At 60.3% G+C, this 16,582-nt stretch carries 10 protein-coding genes, 2 pseudogenes and 1 riboswitch; of the genes and pseudogenes, 1 reads left to right on the plus strand and 11 read right to left on the minus strand.

What is annotated here, in order from left to right; all coding sequences use genetic code 11:
* Positions 1-118 precede the first annotated feature (118 nt).
* The 11 genes and pseudogenes from GRPL_RS27570 to GRPL_RS08460 all read right to left on the minus strand — a co-directional run.
* Positions 119-232: pseudogene (locus GRPL_RS27570) on the minus strand (cytochrome c biogenesis protein DipZ); the annotation flags it as partial.
* Between the two features lies 1 nt (position 233).
* Positions 234-776, minus strand: a pseudogene (locus tag GRPL_RS08505) (alpha/beta fold hydrolase); the annotation flags it as partial.
* A gap of 185 nt (positions 777-961) precedes the next feature.
* Entirely contained in the window at positions 962-1,702 is a 741-nt protein-coding gene (locus GRPL_RS08500) for a glutamine amidotransferase (RefSeq protein WP_032699866.1), read from the minus strand.
* A 174-nt stretch (positions 1,703-1,876) separates the two neighbouring features.
* The gene (gene mrdA, locus GRPL_RS08495) at positions 1,877-3,799 is read right to left on the minus strand and encodes a penicillin-binding protein 2 (RefSeq protein WP_032699867.1); all 1,923 of its coding nucleotides are present in this window, start codon (positions 3,797-3,799) and stop codon (positions 1,877-1,879) included.
* 219 nt (positions 3,800-4,018) lie between these two features.
* The gene (atzF, locus tag GRPL_RS08490) at positions 4,019-5,818 is read right to left on the minus strand and encodes an allophanate hydrolase (RefSeq protein WP_032699868.1); all 1,800 of its coding nucleotides are present in this window, start codon (positions 5,816-5,818) and stop codon (positions 4,019-4,021) included.
* Complete coding sequence (uca, locus tag GRPL_RS08485; RefSeq protein ID WP_032699869.1) at positions 5,815-9,420, minus strand: urea carboxylase; 3,606 nt, start codon at positions 9,418-9,420, stop codon at positions 5,815-5,817. Before uca ends, atzF begins: the two co-directional genes overlap by 4 nt.
* Positions 9,421-9,588: 168 nt before the next feature.
* Positions 9,589-10,224, minus strand: a complete 636-nt coding sequence (locus GRPL_RS08480) for an urea amidolyase associated protein UAAP2 (protein ID WP_032687758.1) — start codon at positions 10,222-10,224, stop codon at positions 9,589-9,591.
* A gap of 10 nt (positions 10,225-10,234) precedes the next feature.
* The gene (locus GRPL_RS08475) at positions 10,235-10,963 is read right to left on the minus strand and encodes an urea amidolyase associated protein UAAP1 (RefSeq protein ID WP_032699870.1); all 729 of its coding nucleotides are present in this window, start codon (positions 10,961-10,963) and stop codon (positions 10,235-10,237) included.
* 4 nt (positions 10,964-10,967) lie between these two features.
* Positions 10,968-11,747 carry an ABC transporter ATP-binding protein gene (locus GRPL_RS08470; protein ID WP_032699871.1) on the minus strand — a complete coding sequence of 260 codons (780 nt, stop codon included), beginning with the start codon at positions 11,745-11,747 and terminating at the stop codon, positions 10,968-10,970.
* A complete protein-coding gene (locus tag GRPL_RS08465) occupies positions 11,744-12,559 on the minus strand; it encodes an ABC transporter permease (protein ID WP_032696221.1) in 816 nt (271 codons plus the stop codon). Before GRPL_RS08465 ends, GRPL_RS08470 begins: the two co-directional genes overlap by 4 nt.
* A 24-nt stretch (positions 12,560-12,583) precedes the next feature.
* Positions 12,584-13,642: a putative urea ABC transporter substrate-binding protein gene (locus GRPL_RS08460; RefSeq protein ID WP_032687762.1), complete on the minus strand. Its 1,059-nt coding sequence runs from the start codon at positions 13,640-13,642 to the stop codon at positions 12,584-12,586.
* Between the two features lie 56 nt (positions 13,643-13,698).
* Positions 13,699-13,797: riboswitch (guanidine-I (ykkC/yxkD leader) on the minus strand.
* Positions 13,798-14,360: 563 nt separating this feature from the next.
* On the opposite strand from GRPL_RS08460, the gene katG reads away from it, so the two are divergent.
* Positions 14,361-16,538, plus strand: a complete 2,178-nt coding sequence (katG, locus tag GRPL_RS08455; protein ID WP_032699872.1) for a catalase/peroxidase HPI — start codon at positions 14,361-14,363, stop codon at positions 16,536-16,538.
* The last annotated feature ends 44 nt before the right edge of the window (positions 16,539-16,582 follow it).

Raw genomic sequence — 16,582 nt, forward strand, 5'->3', positions numbered from 1 at the left:
CTCTGCGGACCAGAAATAAGTGACACTGTCACGATTAAATTACTGACCGGGCTACTGATGAGCTGTCAGGCCATCCTCTGACCGCTGCAACGCAGCGCCAGCGAGACTTTTACCCCACTCAGGCTCTCGCCTCTTGTAACAACTGCTGGATCATCTTCTCCTGCTGCACATAGTCCCCTTCGCCAAAAGCGGTGTAGCGCAGCTTGCCCTTTGCATCAGCAGGCCAATACTGAGGAGAGTTCCGCCTGCGGCGGCAGCGGTTTGGCGCCGATGTGCTGGCTGCCAATCAGATACCCGCTCACCGAAACCAGTGATTTAACCCGCTCCGGCCACAGCGCCGCCATGATATCGGCCGTACGCGCCCCCCAGTCAAACCCGGCCACATCGGCCCGTTTTATCTGCAAGGCGTCCATCAGGTGAAGAATATCTGCCGCCATGGCCGAGGGCTGTCCGTTGCGCGGCGTATTTGCAGAGAGAAAACGGGTGGTACCATAGCCACGCAGATACGGCACGATGACGCGGAATCCTTGCTTTGCTAACGCTGGCGCGACCGCCGCATAGCTATGAATGTCATATGGCCAGCCGTGCAGCAGGATAACCGGCTGACCGTCACGCGGACCGATATCGACATAGCCGATATTCAGGTCGCCGGCCTGAATCTGTTGAACATGATCGAATGCACTGGCATCGTCCGCCGCGCAAACGCCGGCTGACCACAGAGCTGACAGCGCCAGCATCAGCGCGCTACCGTTACGGATCCGAGATAATCTGTTCATAAAGCCACCTGTTAACTGAAAGAGAAGAGAGGACGCAGACAGTTAACCAGCGTTTTGTATACGGCATATGCGCAGAAAGGCGGGGTTTTGTATCGCGATGTATTGCTCCCCCTGCAGATACATTGGGATACAGACGGAAGGACCACTGTGCGGGCTAACGCCTACGTTCAGCCCTCAGCGGCCTGTTAGGCGTGTGGAACGTCCGGCTCCAGATAGTTGGCCACGAAGCGGGTTAATATTCCCGCCGCGACCGGACATGCCTCCACCTGATCCAGCAGTTGCCGGGGATCGATTCCCTCTCTCCGTAGTACCTCATCACGATAGTGGATCAATGAACGCGCAATTTCAGGGGTAAATTCCGGATGGAACTGCGTGGACAGCGCATGGCGGGTATAGCGCACTATCTGGTGGGGATCGTGCGCTGATGCGGCCAGCACCGTCGCATCCGGCGGCAGCCTGACGACCGTTTGCAGATGGCTGAGGTGCGCAGGGAAATGGGCCGGCCGGTCGCTTAACAGCGGGTCCGTTCGTCCGGCAGCGGAAAGCGTAATCGCCTTGCATCCCGTTTCGCGTCCTGCCGGATGATACGCCACCTCGCCGCCGAGCGCGTCGGCCATCAGCTGATGACCGTAGCAGATACCAAATAATGGCATCTCCACCGCCATCGCCGAACGGATCCACGCGGCGGTTTTCTCGCTCCACGCCAGCCGATCGGTGACCATCGCCCACGAGCCGGTCATCACCGCCACGGTCTGGCTATCCGGAGCGGGCAGCGTTTCCCCCGCATAGACACGCACGGTGGCGATCTGCTGACGCCAGGGCGCAAGCAGCCGACCAAACCACCGCGGAAGATCGCCATGTTCGGCCTCAATTTCCGCCGGCGGCGCGCCGGTCTGCACAATAAGAAGTTTGTTTCTCAACGCCATAGCCCGTTCCCCTTCGATGCTTTCTACAGTCCTTTCACTATGGAGAAAGGCGGCTGTTTCGACAAATAACCAATCTCTATGAGTGACACCCTGCGGGAATAAGCGCTGCAGAGCAAAGAAGTGCAAACGTAAACCTCGCCCGGCCAGCACAACGCCGGGCGATACTCTCCTGCTCTACTGCGCGTCGGCGCTGTCTATCTGCGGAACGCTGGCTTCAGCCCCTTGCGCAATATCAGGCGCGTTGGCCGGATCAAAGATGTGGTCAAGGATAGCGCGCGCCGTTGGCCCGGCGACAACGCCGTCGCCGCCGCCGTTTTCCAGAATCAGCGCCATCGCCACCTTTGGATGCTGATACGGAGCAAACAAGGTATAGAAGATATGATCGCGTAATCTGACCGGGATCATCTTCGCATTGTAGGTCTGATTCTCCTTCAGACTGAAGACCTGCGAAGTACCGGACTTCGCGGCAATCTGATACGGCGCGGTATGAAACAGTTTATAACCGGTGCCGTTAGGCAAGTTAGCCATGCCGTACATCCCGTTGCGCACGATGCCCCAGTACGGCGATTTCGGATCGCCCACCTGCGGCGTATTGTTCGGCGGCTGATAGCGCTCAACCTTATTGCCGCGCTTCATGGAATAGAGCAGATGGGGATTTTTTACCTTGCCGTTGTTGAGCAGCGTCGTCAGCGCCTTCACCATCTGGACAGGCGTAGCGATCCAGTAGCCCTGGCCGATCCCGACCGAAATGGTGTCCCCCTGATACCACGGCTTTTTATGCACCTTCTGCTTCCACTCGCGGCTCGGCAACACCCCGGCATACTCTTCATTCAAATCAATCCCGGTCAACTGCCCGTAGCCAAACTTGCTCAGCCAGCTGTGAATGCGGTCAATGCCCATTTCAAAGGCCACCTGATAGAAGAAGGTGTCCGCCGACTCCTCAATCGCCTTGGTCACGTTCAGCATCCCATGCCCGGTTTTCAGCCAGTCGCGATAGCGGCGCTGGGTACCGGGTAGCGTCCAGGTCGGCGCACCGAAAAAGGTCGTGGTAGGGGTAATCACGCCAGCGGAAAGTGCCGACAGCGCCATATAGGGTTTCACCGTCGATGCCGGCGGATAGAGCCCCTGGGTCACGCGGTTAATCAGCGGGCGGTCCGGGTTATCGAGCAGAGAACGGTAGGCCTTATAGCCAATCCCTTTCACAAACGGATTCGGGTCATAGCTGGGACTGGAGACCATCGCCAGCACCCCGCCGTCGCGCGGATCGACCGCCACCACCGCCGCACGCTGCCCCTTCAGCACCCCTTCAATGTACTGCTGCAGGTGCAGATCCAGCGTCAGGTAGATATCCTTCCCGGCCACCGGCGGCACCTCTTTCAGCAAACGCACCACGCGACCATGGTTATCGACTTCCACCTCCTGATAGCCGGTGGTGCCGTGGAGCTCTTTTTCGTAATAGCCTTCAATACCCTGCTTGCCGATATTATGGTCGGCGGCATAGTTCTCCGCCTCGCCGTTTTTGGCCAGCCGTTGCAGGTCGCTGTCGTTGATTTTCGATACATAGCCGACCACGTGCGCCAGCTGGGCACCGTAGGGGTAGTCGCGCTGCTGGTAGCTCTCCACCGTTACGCCTGGAAAACGAAACTCGTTCACCGCAAAGCGTGCCACTTCAACATCGCTCAGGGCCGACTTCAGGGTCACCTGCTTGTAGCGACCGTTGTGGTGCATATCATCGCGGAAACTGGCGATATCATCGGGGGTCAAATCCACTATCGGGGTCAATGCGTTCAGCAACGCGGTCATATCGGCAATTTTGCTCGGGATCACCTGCAGGCGGTAGAGAGTGATGTTCTGTACCAGCGGGATACCGTTGCGATCGAAAATAAGCCCACGGTCTGGCGCGATAGGCAGCATTTTAATGTCATTCTGATTCGATCGGGTCTGATAGAAATCGTGCTGCTTAACCTGTAAACGGTAGAGGTTAAAAATCAGCACGCCAAAGCAGACCACCACCAGTAGAAACGCGATCGCGGCACGACGAATAAACAGCATCTCTTCCGCTGAGTGATCGCGAATTTCATCTCTCAATAGGGTCATTAGCGGCAATTCACTTGAGTTTGAATAAAGGGCGAAAAAAGAAAAAGCGCAGCAGAATAGCGTTATCGAGGCGCCAGCCCTACAGAAAGGTTGCTAATGATTTAGCAGAAATGTTTCAGCATGTTAGATGCCGGACAGGCGCTAGCCCCACCAGGGGATGAAATGGGTGTGACATTGTCACAAAAGGGCCTCTGTCCGCTGAAGACAGAGGCCCTGGGGTCAGCCGCGGGTCAGCCAGGCCCGCCAGCCTCCGTAGGCGGTAATGTCGGTGGCCCCCTGCAGACCGTATCCTTCGCAGATAAAACCGCTCAACCAGCGTCCGTCGGACAGTTCGACTTTGCCTAGCCCCAGCGGTGCGGGAATGGCCGCCAGCAGTGAGCCCAGCTCAGACGAAGGCAGCTCCCAGACCTCCACGGCGATGGCCGCGCCGTCGTTTTCGTCACGCACCATCCCCGGACGGCGCCCGTCGGCCAGCGCATACAGCCGATAGCGCGGGGCGCTGTGCATGGCCGTCAGCAGACGCCCGCCCCGCTCCCGCAGTTGCCCGTTCAACGCCAGGCCGTCAAGATGGGCGCCGCAGACCACCAGCGGCATGCGATCGTGGCTGCCGGTGGCCGCAGGCAAGGCAGCGTCCAGCTGGCTCCCGCCGACCAGCGGTAGTGGCTGCACGCGCTGGAAAGCGTCGGCCACTCCGAGAAGGTACTGGTCGGTGAAGGCCCGGCCGAACAGGGTGACGCCGGAGGGCAAACCGTTTGCCAGAAAACCGACCGGCACATTCACCGCCGCATAATCCAGCAGGTTCATAAAGTTGGTGTAGTAGCCGAGATCGGCATTGCGCTGCACCGGCTCGGCCTCCAGTTCAGCCAGCGTCACCGGGCGCGGACAGGTCGGGGTCAGGACGCAATCCAGCGTTTCAAGGATCGCGTCACACTGCGCCTTATACGCCTGCAGCTGGTACATTGCCCTGAAGGTCGTCACCGCGTCGGTACCCGGCGCTTTCGCCAGCACGTCGCGAATCACCGGCAATACCGCCTCCGGCTGCTGCTCGATTAGCGCGCCCACCACCGCATACCGTTCCGCCACCCACGGGCCGTCGTACAGCAGGCGCGCGGCGGCAAGAAACGGCGTCATATCGAGGTTGACCGGTACGCCGCCAAGGGCAATGAGCCGCGCTTTGGCCTGCATAAACAGCGCCTCGCTCTGCGCACAGCCAAGGAAATTCAGCGTCTGCGGCACGCCGAAGCGAAATCCCGGCGTCGGGACGCCGAAGGCCTGACGGCTGTTCCACTGCGGGTTGCGGCGACTGTAGGCGTCTCGCGGATCCGGCCGTGCGGTCAGGGCCAGCAGCCGACTGGCCTCGTCGGCGGTGGCAGTAAAGAATGTCGTACAGTCGAGGGTCCGACAGGCCGGCACCACCCCGGCGGTAGAGATCAGCCCCTTGCTGGCCTTCAGCCCCATCAGGTTATTCAGTGAAGCCGGGACTCGTCCGCTGCCGGCGGTGTCCGTTCCGAGGGCGAAGCTGGCCACCCCGAGCGCCACAGCCAGCGCTGAACCGGCGCTGGATCCGCCGGAGGGATAATCCGCATGATAAGCGTTACGACAGCGGCCGTAGGGCGAACGCGTTCCGTTTAGGCCGGTGGCAAACTGATCGAGATTGGTTTTGCCGACCGGAATAGCGCCGAGGGCAATCAGCTGGGCCACGACAGTGGCATCCTCAGTCGCGGTGCGGGCAAAGGCCGGACAGGCAGCGGTGGTGGCAATGCCCGCAAGATCGATATTATCTTTGATGGCGAACGGCACGCCGTACAGCGGTAGCGTCTCCGGCGCAACCGTATCCAGCGCCGCCAGCCAGGGCTCCTGCTCCTCCGCCGTCAGTATATGAATAAACAGCTGATACTCCGGATTCAGCGCCTGCGCCTTCTGGCGGAGATCGGCCAGCAGCGCCCGCGGGGTCAATTCGCCGCGGCGGTAAGCCTCTGCGAGGGTCGCAAGGCGTAAATCAAAGGTTGGCTGACTCATACGTTCTCCTCCAGGATCACCGCCACACGTTGCCCGGCGCGTACCGACGCCCCCGGCTGAACATTCATCTGTTGCACCACGCCGTCGCACGGCGCCAACAGCGGGATCTCCATTTTCATTGACTCCAGCACCACCAGAACGTCGCCGGCGCGAACATGACTCCCCGCGGCGGCCTGCACTTGCCACAGATTGCCGGAGATCGGACTCTCCACGCCCTGCTGTCCGCGCTGCAGCGGCGCCTCGTCACCCGCGTCAGCCGCTACCTCCTGGCTATCGAAATGCGCCTGGCCGCTGGCTATCCAGCGCTCGCGTTCCTCATTGAAGGCGCGCTGCTGATGCTGGCGAAAAGCGTCGATACTTACCGCTTCCCGCAGCAGAAACTGCTGGTACTCCGCCAGCCGCAGGGTACTGTGCTCAATGCGCAGCGGATAGCGGCCAAGCGGGAAATCGCGGCGGATCTGTTGCAGTTCATCGGCAGAAACCGGGTAGAAACGCAGCTGGTCGAAGACGCGCAGCAGCCAGGGTTTACCGGCGAAGTCGGCGACCTCGTGATAGCGATTCCACATCTGCAACGTACGGCCGACAAACTGGTAGCCCCCGGGACCTTCCATACCATAGACGCACAGATAGGCTCCGCCGATCCCCACCGAGTTTTCCGCCGTCCAGGTACGCGCCGGATTGTATTTGGTGGTCACCAGTCGATGACGCGGATCGAGCGGCGTCGCCACCGGCGCGCCAAGATAGACATCGCCCAGCCCCATCACCAGATAGCTGGCGTCGAACACCGTCTGCCATACCGCCTGTTCGTCCGGTAAGTCGTTAATCCGGCGGATAAATTCGAGGTTGCTCGGGCACCATGGTGCGTCGCGCCGCACGGTCGTCATGTATTTATCGATAGCCGTGCGGCAGGCCGGGTCGTCCCACGACAGCGGTAGATGTACCACCCGGGTCGGAACCTGCAGATCGTCGCTGACACACACCGCCGCCCACTCCACGCTCACCCAACTCAACAGCGCGTCAAGCGTCAGGGTTTCCGGCTGGAAATGAATTTGCAAAGAACGAATACCCGGCGTCAGATCAATTACCCCCGGTCGGGAGCGGCTCTCCAGCGCCTGCATCAGAGCATGAATGCGAAAACGCAGCACCAGATCGAGCTCCGCCTCTCCCGCTTCCAGCAGCAGATGGGTATCGCCGGAAAGACGGGCCACCAGACGCTTATCTGCTTCTGCGCAGCTCATCACCACGGGGGAAGTTAACGGCGCGGGCTGCCACGCAACAGGCATCGCCTCAAGCGTCGCCAGCTCATCCCGGTAGCCTGCCGCCAGTCGACGGGCCGTAGACAGATCCACGGCAACAAAACGCACCTTGTCGCCGGCTTTCAGTTGCCCCAGCTGCCAGAGATCGGCTTCAATCACCGTCACCGGGCAGACGAAACCGCCGAGGCTCGGGCCGTCCGGGCCAAGAATAACCGGCATATCGCCGGTAAAATCAACCGCGCCGACGGCATAAGGATTATCGTGAATATTCGACGGATGCAGTCCCGCGTCGCCGCCGCTCTCGCGGGCCCACAGCGGTTTAGGACCTATCAGCCGCACGCCGGTACGGCTGGAGTTGAAATGTACCTCCCAGTCGGTGGCAAAAAACGTATCAATGTAGTCCGCGGCAAAAAATTCCGGCGCGCCGTGCGGGCCGTAAATCACCCGCAGGGTACGTACGGCCGCCAGCGGCGGTACCAGCACAGCAGGCAGCGCGGCGCCGGTGTCCCCCCTGCCGTCTGGCGCCAGATGCAGAACATCCCCGCTGCGCAACGCGCGTCCGCCATGGCCGCCAAACTGTCCAAGCGTAAAGGTACTTTTGCTGCCCAGATAATCCGGCACCTGAATGCCGCCGCGCAGACAGAGGTAGCTCCTGACCCCCGCCCCTTCGATGGCGCCGATTTTCAGCGTCGCCCCGGCCGGGATACGGAATACACGGTTCATCTCTTGCGCGATACCGTCAAGGGTAACCGGAACGCCGGCGCCGCTCACCACCGCCAGGGCTGCACAATGAAACTTCAGCGCTGGCCCGCTGAGGGTAATTTCCAGCGCCGCTTCTCCCGGCGGGTTATCCAGCAGCCGGTTGCCGAGGCGCAGCGCCCGATCGTCCATCGGCCCTGACGGCGGGACGCCCACCGCCCAATAGCCCAGCCGTCCGGGATAATCCTGGACGCTGGTCTGCGTCCCGGCGCTGAGCACCTCGACGGTTGCGGCCCGATAGCTCAGCTGTTCCAGGCAACGGGTCCAGGGCTCACCCTGTACAAAGGGTTCAAAGGCCAGAATCTGCTGGAGGTAGATGCGGTTAGTTTCCACGCCATACAGGCGGGTGTTCGCCAGCGCCTGGGTCAGTTCAGCGATCGCCTCTTCGCGGGTTGGCCGCCAGGCGATCATTTTAGCCAGCATCGGGTCAAAAAAGGGCGGCACGTCGCAGCCGGCCTCCACCCAACGGTCGATACGAAGCGTTTCGCCGTCCGCCGGCGGAAAGACCACCTCGGTCAGCAAACCTGGCGAAGGCTGAAACTGACGGCCCGGATCTTCGGCATAAATACGCGCCTGGATAGCGTGGCCCCGTGGTGTCAGGTCGGCCAGCAGCGCAGTGAGCGGCGGTAAATCCCCGGCCGCCAGCGCCACCATCCAGCGTACCAGGTCGACGCCCCACACCTGCTCGGTGACGCCGTGCTCAACCTGCAGACGGGTATTGACCTCAAGAAAATAGAAGCGCTGCGCCGCGCTGTCATAGACAAATTCGACCGTCCCGGCGCTGCGATAGCTGACCGCTTTGCCCAGCGCGACCGCCGCCGCGCACAGCGCATCCGCCATCCCCGCCGGTAGGTTCGGCGCCGGAGTTTCTTCCAGCACTTTCTGGTTCCGACGCTGTATTGAGCAGTCGCGCACCCCAAGGGCGATGACCTCGCCCTGCCCGTCGCCGAATATCTGCACTTCCAGATGGCGCGCGCGTTCAATGTATTTTTCGATAAACACGCCCGCATCGCTAAAGTTATTCTGCCCCAGCCGCTGTACAGTCTCAAAGGCGTCCGACAGCTCGCGGGCGTCGCGACAGACGCGCATCCCGATACCGCCGCCCCCGGCGGTGCTTTTTAACATCACCGGGTAGCCGATGGTGTCCGCCGCCCGACACGCTTCGCCGCTGTCGGCCAGCAGACCGGTCCCCTCCAGCAGCGGCACGCCCTGCGCTTTGGCCAGCGCCCGGGCGGTGTGCTTCAGGCCAAACGTGCGTAGCTGAGCGGGAGTCGGGCCGACAAACGCCAGCCCGGCAGCTTCACAAGCCTCGGCGAAGGCAGCGTTTTCCGATAAGAAACCGTAGCCGGGATGAATAGCTTCGGCCCCGCTTTTTAAGGCAGCGGCGATGATTTTTTCCGTCACCAGGTAAGTTTGCGCCGCCGGGCCGTCGCCGAGGCCGATTGCCTCATCGGCTTCGCGAATATGCAGGCTGCTGAGATCCGCGTCGGAATAGACCGCCACGCCCTTCACCTGCATCGCGCGCAGGGTGCGCAGAATTCGACAGGCGATGGCGCCGCGGTTAGCAATCAGTAAGGTTTTGAACATACAAGGGACTCACGTCGTGGCGGGTCGTCCCGCAAAAAAATTCGACGTCCCCGGGGCCGTCCCCGAGGCGCGCAGGCGTTCAGGGCTTACGCGATGGTGTGCTTAACAGGCGGTCGGCGCGAACGGCAAACAGACGCCAGGCCAGCAGGCGCCAGCGCTGCCAACGGGTCAGTTCCATACCAGTACCTCCGCCGGTGTCGGATTCCAGCCGTTGCAGGGGTTATTCAGCTGTGGGCAGTTGGAGATCAGGACGATAACGTTGCGCTCCGCGCGCAGCTCGACGTACTTCCCGGCGCCAGAGATCCCGTCTTCAAAGGTCAGGCCGCCGGCTTCGGTCACCGGGACGTTCATAAAAAAGTTGATATTGGCGCCAATATCGCGCTTATGCAGCCGACCGTCATGCAGACAGGCGCAGAGAAAATTGTCCCGACAGCTGTGCATGTAGCGTTTATCCAGCGCATAGCGCACGGTGTTGCTCTCCTGCGCGCAGGCCCCGCCGAGGGTATCATGGCGTCCACAGGTATCGGCCACGATGGTCAACAGCGGATTTCCGAGGTTGGAGTACAGCACGCTGCCGGTCGTCAGGTAGGCATTGCCCTGGCGGCGCAGCGTACGCTGCGGATCGTAACGTTCGCGAGGGTTGTCAGCACAATAAAACAGGGTGTCGACAGCCTGGTTGCCTTCAAGATCGAGCAGGCGCAGGGTCTGCCCCGTTTTGATTTCGAACAGCCAGGGTTCGCCCGCAGGAATCACGTGGCGATAGACGGCATCGGCGGGGTTACGGGTACTGGTCACAAGGCTCATCTCGGGCTCCTCAAAGGGCGAACAGGTGGGTGTTGGTGAAGGCGCGCTGGTTTTCATCGCGGGTAAACAGCGATTCGACCGCCGCCTGCTCATCGTCGGCCTGATACCAGCTCAGCTGGACCGGACGGGGGGCATAGTCGCCCGACGGGTTCATCGGATGCGGCAGCGCGGTCAGAACCATCAGTACGTCCATCGGCGCAAACAGTTCGACGTAGTTACCCGGGGTGGAATGGCCCGCACAAAACTGAAAGCGCCCTGCGCTGTCGACGGTGACTTTGCTGAATAAGTTGACCACCATCAGCAGATCCTCGAGGCCAAGATCCCATTTCCCCATTTCGACCAGCAGATTATCGGCGCCATTGCGATGGAAGGTGTTGCGCAGCTCCTGGTAGCGGCCCGCGCCATATTTTTCTTCCGTCTCTTGCGCATTGAGCACACCGCCGAACGGATCGTGCCAGCCGCAGCTATCGGCGATGATGCCAGCCAGCACCCGCCCCATATCGGAATAGAAACAGTGTCCGGCCGTCAGCCGCGCGGTGTGCTGTCCCTTGAGGGTATCCGGCAGGTTCAGGCGCTCGCTTTTCTCGTGCGGGTTGAGCATCATCATGCTGACGTTTGCACCGCCGTCGATATCGGTCAGACGCAGGATCTGCCCACGGCGTAAAATGAACGAGGTATGGCCCCCGCCCGGCAAAAATTCTTCGCGCAGAGCTGGTGAGGTATGAAAAAGCGCTGTCATCGGGCTATCTCCTTAAGGCATAGACATTGTTATCGGTGCCGGCGCCGAGCATCTGCGACATCCGGGTCTCATTAAGCGGAATATCGTAGGTAATGCGCGCGCCATAGGCGTTGGGGGCCTGCGGGTCGTGGCGTACCTTATCGAAGACCAGCAGACGGGTGCCGAGGTTGAATCCTTCGGCCAAATCGTGGGTGACCATAAAGACCGTCATTCGCGTTTCGCTCCATAGCTGAAGCAGCAGGGCGTGCATATCTTTGCGGATACCCGGGTCGAGCGCGCCGAAAGGCTCGTCGAGCAGCAGAACCCGCGGCTGCATCACAAAGGCCTGGGCGATCGCCAGCCGCTGCTGCATCCCGCCGGACAGTTGTGCCGGATAGCGGTCAAGGGCGTGGGCGAGCCCCACTTTGTCCAGCATCTGCGCCGCCTGTTCGCGGGCAGCGCGCTTGCGGGCACCGAACAGACGGCCAAAGCACGGCGAAGACGGCAGCTCCAGACCGACGGTCACGTTATCCAGCACGCTCAGGTGCGGGAAGACCGAATAACGTTGGAATACTACGCCGCGGCTGCGATCCGGCTCGGGAGCCAGCGGCTGACCATCGAGCGTTATCGTGCCCCGGGTCGGTTTTTCCTGCCCCAGCAGCAGGCGCAAGAAGGTGGATTTCCCGCAGCCGGAGGCCCCGACCATGGAACAAAACTCCCCTTCTTTGACCGCTAAGTTAATGCGCTCCAGCACCACATGGTCGCCGTACTCCTGCCAGATATTGTTGATGCGGATAAAACTCATGTCCGGCCTCCTTCGGCCCACGGGAAGCAGACTTTATGCAGCTGACGCAGCCCCAGATCCATCAGCCAGGCCAGCAGGGTTATCCAGATGACATAGGGGATTATCACATCCATCGCCATGTAGCGCCGGACGAGGAAAATGCGGTAGCCCAGCCCGGCGGTGGCGGAAATAGCCTCCGCCGAAATCAGAAACAGCCACGCCGATCCCAGCAGCAAACGCAGCGAGGTAAGCAGGCGGGACAGCAGCTGAGGCAGGACCACCCGCAGGACCACCGTCCAGCTGTTGGCGCCGAGGGTTTGCGCTTTGATAAACAGTTCCGCCGGGATTTCCCGCGCCCGCTGTTCAAGGTCGCGCGCCAGCATCGGCGTGATGCCAATCACGATCAGCATCACCTTAGAGAGTTCATCGAGACCGAAGACGATAAACAGCACCGGCAGGATCGCCAGCGGCGGCACCATCGAGACCACGGTCATCAACGGCGACAGCGCCGCGCGATAAACCGGAAATACGCCGGCCACGATCCCGATGCTCAGGCCAATCAGCGCGGACACCGCCAGCCCGATGAGCAGGCGCGTCAGGCTGATCAGGGTATCGCCCCACAGCAGGTATTCGCCGCTGCGTTTGTCCGGCGTAAACGCCATCCGTTCGATAGCCGCCGCCATCTGCGACAGACCGGGCAACAGCTTGTCCTGGGGATTCGCTTCAAGGCGAATAGCGGAGCCGATAAACCAGGCGGCGATCAGCAACACAAAGGGCAGCAGTAATAGCATCAGCCGCATGCCCTGCTGGGGATGGCGGTTAATTTGGCGCATGGCGTTCACTCCCGTCATCAATGATTACAGCTGGCCGGCGGCGGCCATTTTCAGGAAGCTATCGTCAAAGCGCAGTCGGGTATTTGCGTTATCACCCACTGTGACGTTGCCGGGGAAGCGCATGCCAATGAAGTCGGCGCTTTGCGCGCCTTCACCTAACAGCCCTTTATCAAACGAAAACTGCGCCACGCGCTGCATGGTTTTTGCCAGCTCCGGGCTGGAGATGAACGTCAGCGTCTCGGCGGCGGTCCAGAACAGGTGGGTCGTTTTCAGCTGCGCCTGGTAGCCCGCAAGGTCGGTGCCGGAATCTGCCGCCATGGCGCTCAGCGCCTGGGCGTCTCCGGCCTGCATTTTGGCCATCATTTCAAACCATGCGCCGGTCAGGGCTTTCCCCAGCGCGGGGTTATCTTTCAGGGTTTGCGTGTTGACCACCATCATGTCGATAAGCTCGCCGGGAACCTGCGCTGAGCTAAAGACTTCGCTGGTCTGCGGGGTCTTTTTAATCGCCGACAGCTGCGGGTTCCATGCTACGGCGGCGCGGACGCTGCTGGTGCCAAAAGCGGAAACGATATCGGCATCGGAGGTATTCACCACTTTGACATCTTTCTCCTGCAGACCGGCCTTCTCCAGGCCACGGACCAGCAGATAGTGCGAAACCGACAGCTCAGGGAGATAGACCGACATGCCTTTCAGATCGGCCAACGTTTTAGCGCTGCCTTTGAGCACCACGCCGTCGTTGCCGTCGGAATAGCTGCCGGTAATCAGCGCAGTGGTATCGACCCCGCCCGCGGCGGGGATCGTCAGCGCGTCCATGTTGGTCATGGTGCAGCCATCAAACTGACCCGCGGTGTACTGATTAATCGACTCGATATAGTCGTTGAGCTGGACGATATTGATTTTGATGCCGTATTTCGCGGCCCATTTATCAATGATTTTTTCGTTGCTGATGGCGCCCCAGGGCATCCAGCCGGCATAGATCGTCCAGCAGACGTTGAACTCTTTTTTTACGGCGGCAAAGGAAGGGAAACTGGCCAGTAGCGCCAGCGACAGCATGAGTGAGCGGATGACACGGGATGTCTTCATTATGAACCTCTGGTTGGCACAAAAACAGGAGCAGCGCGACACCTGACGGTGCTGCTGTCTCCCGGGCTTTTGTCCCGCCGTGTAACCTCGCAGAGGTCGCCAGCTCTCGGACCAGACATTCACCTGCGTGAACCGGAACCCTAGCCAGCTATTGGATCATCTTGATTGTCTGTTGCGCTGCCTTCTGGTTTATTGTTTGCAAAGGGCATGCCAGAAAATTGTTCTTTTTAATTCAGTAAGATAGATAGTGGTCACGGGGCGTCACACCACAATGGGGAGTGGTTTTGGGGCAATGCATAAATTTGGTGCAGACAACCTGCCCGCACGTAATAAAGCGCACTCGGCGCGAAAACAGACGCCGGGCACATTCTGCGAGCACCGCCGGGTTATATAAACGGAGGATCTTAACCGCGATAATCTTATTTATCGTCGTCGCGACGATAGCCAGTAAATGACCAGAATTCACCTGCTTAGCTTTTTTTGCAACCGCTTATTTTATCGCCAGAGGCCTCGCTACAGTGTCCTATACTGATTAGCAAACGGCAACGTACGTAAGCGGCTTTACGTATTTTGGCTTTAATCCACATTTATTTCATGGATTTCTTTATCGCTTGTTGTTAAAAGGATATAACTATTAATTCCGTAGATTCTTTCAAGTATCACTTATTGGTTGCAGTGTATATCGTAATGGCATTCACAAAAGCAAACGGAGCCTGATATGAGCACGTCTAACGATTCATCTAACAACGCATCCGCCGGGAAGTGCCCTTTTCACGCAGGGAAGCCCGTCCAAAGTGCCGGTGGCGGCACCGCCAACCGCGACTGGTGGCCTAATCAACTTCGCGTGGATCTGCTGAACCAGCATTCCAACCGCTCAAATCCCCTCGGCGAAGACTTTAACTACCGCGAAGAGTTCAAAAAACTCGACTATGCCGCGCTGAAGGCAGACCTGAGAGCGCTGCTGACCGATTCACAAGAGTGGTGGCCGGCAGACTGGGGCAGCTACATCGGGCTGTTTATTCGTATGGCCTGGCACGGTGCAGGCACCTATCGTACCGTTGACGGTCGCGGTGGCGCAGGCCGTGGACAGCAGCGCTTTGCGCCGCTGAACTCCTGGCCGGATAACGTCAGCCTCGATAAAGCCCGTCGCCTGCTGTGGCCGATAAAACAAAAATACGGCCAGAAAATCTCCTGGGCTGACCTCTATATGCTGGCCGGTAACGTCGCGCTGGAAAACGCCGGTTTCCGCACCTTCGGCTTCGGCGCCGGTCGTGAAGATGTCTGGGAACCGGATCTGGACGTTGACTGGGGCCATGAAAAAGCCTGGCTCGAACATCGTCACCCGGAAAGCCTGGCGCAACAGCCGCTGGGTGCCACCGAAATGGGTCTGATCTACGTTAACCCGGAAGGCCCGAACGCCAGCGGCGACCCGCTCTCCGCTGCCGCTGCCATTCGTGCAACCTTCGGCAACATGGCCATGAACGATGAAGAGATCGTCGCGCTGATCGCCGGCGGCCATACCCTCGGTAAAACGCACGGCGCAGCGGTAACCACTCACGTCGGCGCAGAACCTGAAGCCGCGCCGATTGAAGCGCAGGGCCTCGGCTGGGCGAACAGCTACGGCAGCGGAGCCGGTCCCGATGCGATCACCTCAGGTCTGGAAGTGGTCTGGACACAGACCCCGACCCAGTGGAGCAACTACTTCTTCGAGAACCTGTTCAAATACGAATGGGTCCAGACCCGCAGCCCGGCTGGCGCCATTCAGTTTGAAGCCAAAGACGCCCCGGACCTGATCCCCGATCCGTTCGATCCGGAGAAAAAACGCAAGCCGACCATGCTGGTAACCGACCTGACGCTGCGCTTCGACCCGGAATTCGGCAAGATTTCCCGTCGCTTCCTCAACGATCCGCAGGCCTTTAATGAAGCCTTTGCCCGCGCCTGGTTCAAACTGATCCACCGCGATATGGGGCCAAAATCACGCTACCTCGGGCCGGAAGTGCCGAAAGAAGACCTGATCTGGCAAGATCCGTTACCGGCCGCCATCCACAACCCAACGCCGGCGGATATTGCGACCCTGAAGACCGCTATCGCCGATGCCGGGCTGTCGGTCAGCGAGCTGGTGTCGGTGGCCTGGGCTTCTGCCTCCACCTTCCGCGGCGGAGACAAACGCGGCGGAGCTAACGGCGCGCGTCTGGCGCTGGAGCCGCAGAAATCGTGGCCGGTGAACGCCGTGGCTGCAAAAGTGCTGCCGACGCTGCAGGCCATTCAGAAAGCCTCGGGTAAAGCATCGCTGGCCGATATCATCGTGCTGGCGGGCGTCGTGGGTGTCGAACAGGCCGCTGCGGCTGCCGGTGTGCAGGTCAGCGTACCGTTCGCGCCGGGCCGGGTGGATGCCCGTCAGGATCAGACGGATATCGAGTCTTTCGATCTGCTGGAACCGCTGGCGGATGGTTTCCGTAACTATCGCCGGATCGAAGGTGGCGTCTCGACAGAAACGCTGCTGCTGGATAAAGCTCAGCAGCTGACGCTGACCGCGCCGGAAATGACCGTGCTGGTGGGCGGCCTGCGGGTGCTGGGCGCCAACTATGATGGCAGCCAGCACGGGGTCTTCACCGACCACGTCGGCGTCCTGAGTAATGACTTCTTCGTCAACTTACTCAGCATGGCCACCGTCTGGAACGCCACCGACGAGCAGGGCGAACTGTTCGAAGGCCGCGATCGTCAGAGCGGTGAGAGCAAGTACACCGCCACCCGCGCCGACCTGGTCTTCGGTTCGAACTCAGTACTGCGGGCGCTGGCGGAAGTGTACGCCTGCCAGGATGCTCAGGAGAAACTGGTTAAAGACTTTGTCGCGGCCTGGACCAAGGTGATGAACCTCGACCGTTACGATCTGTAATCTCCCTCCCCGGCGGGCGCTATGTCCGCCGGGGCTTTTCCCCT

Source organism: Klebsiella planticola ATCC 33531 (assembly GCF_000735435.1).
Classification (GTDB): Bacteria; Pseudomonadota; Gammaproteobacteria; order Enterobacterales; family Enterobacteriaceae; genus Klebsiella; species Klebsiella planticola.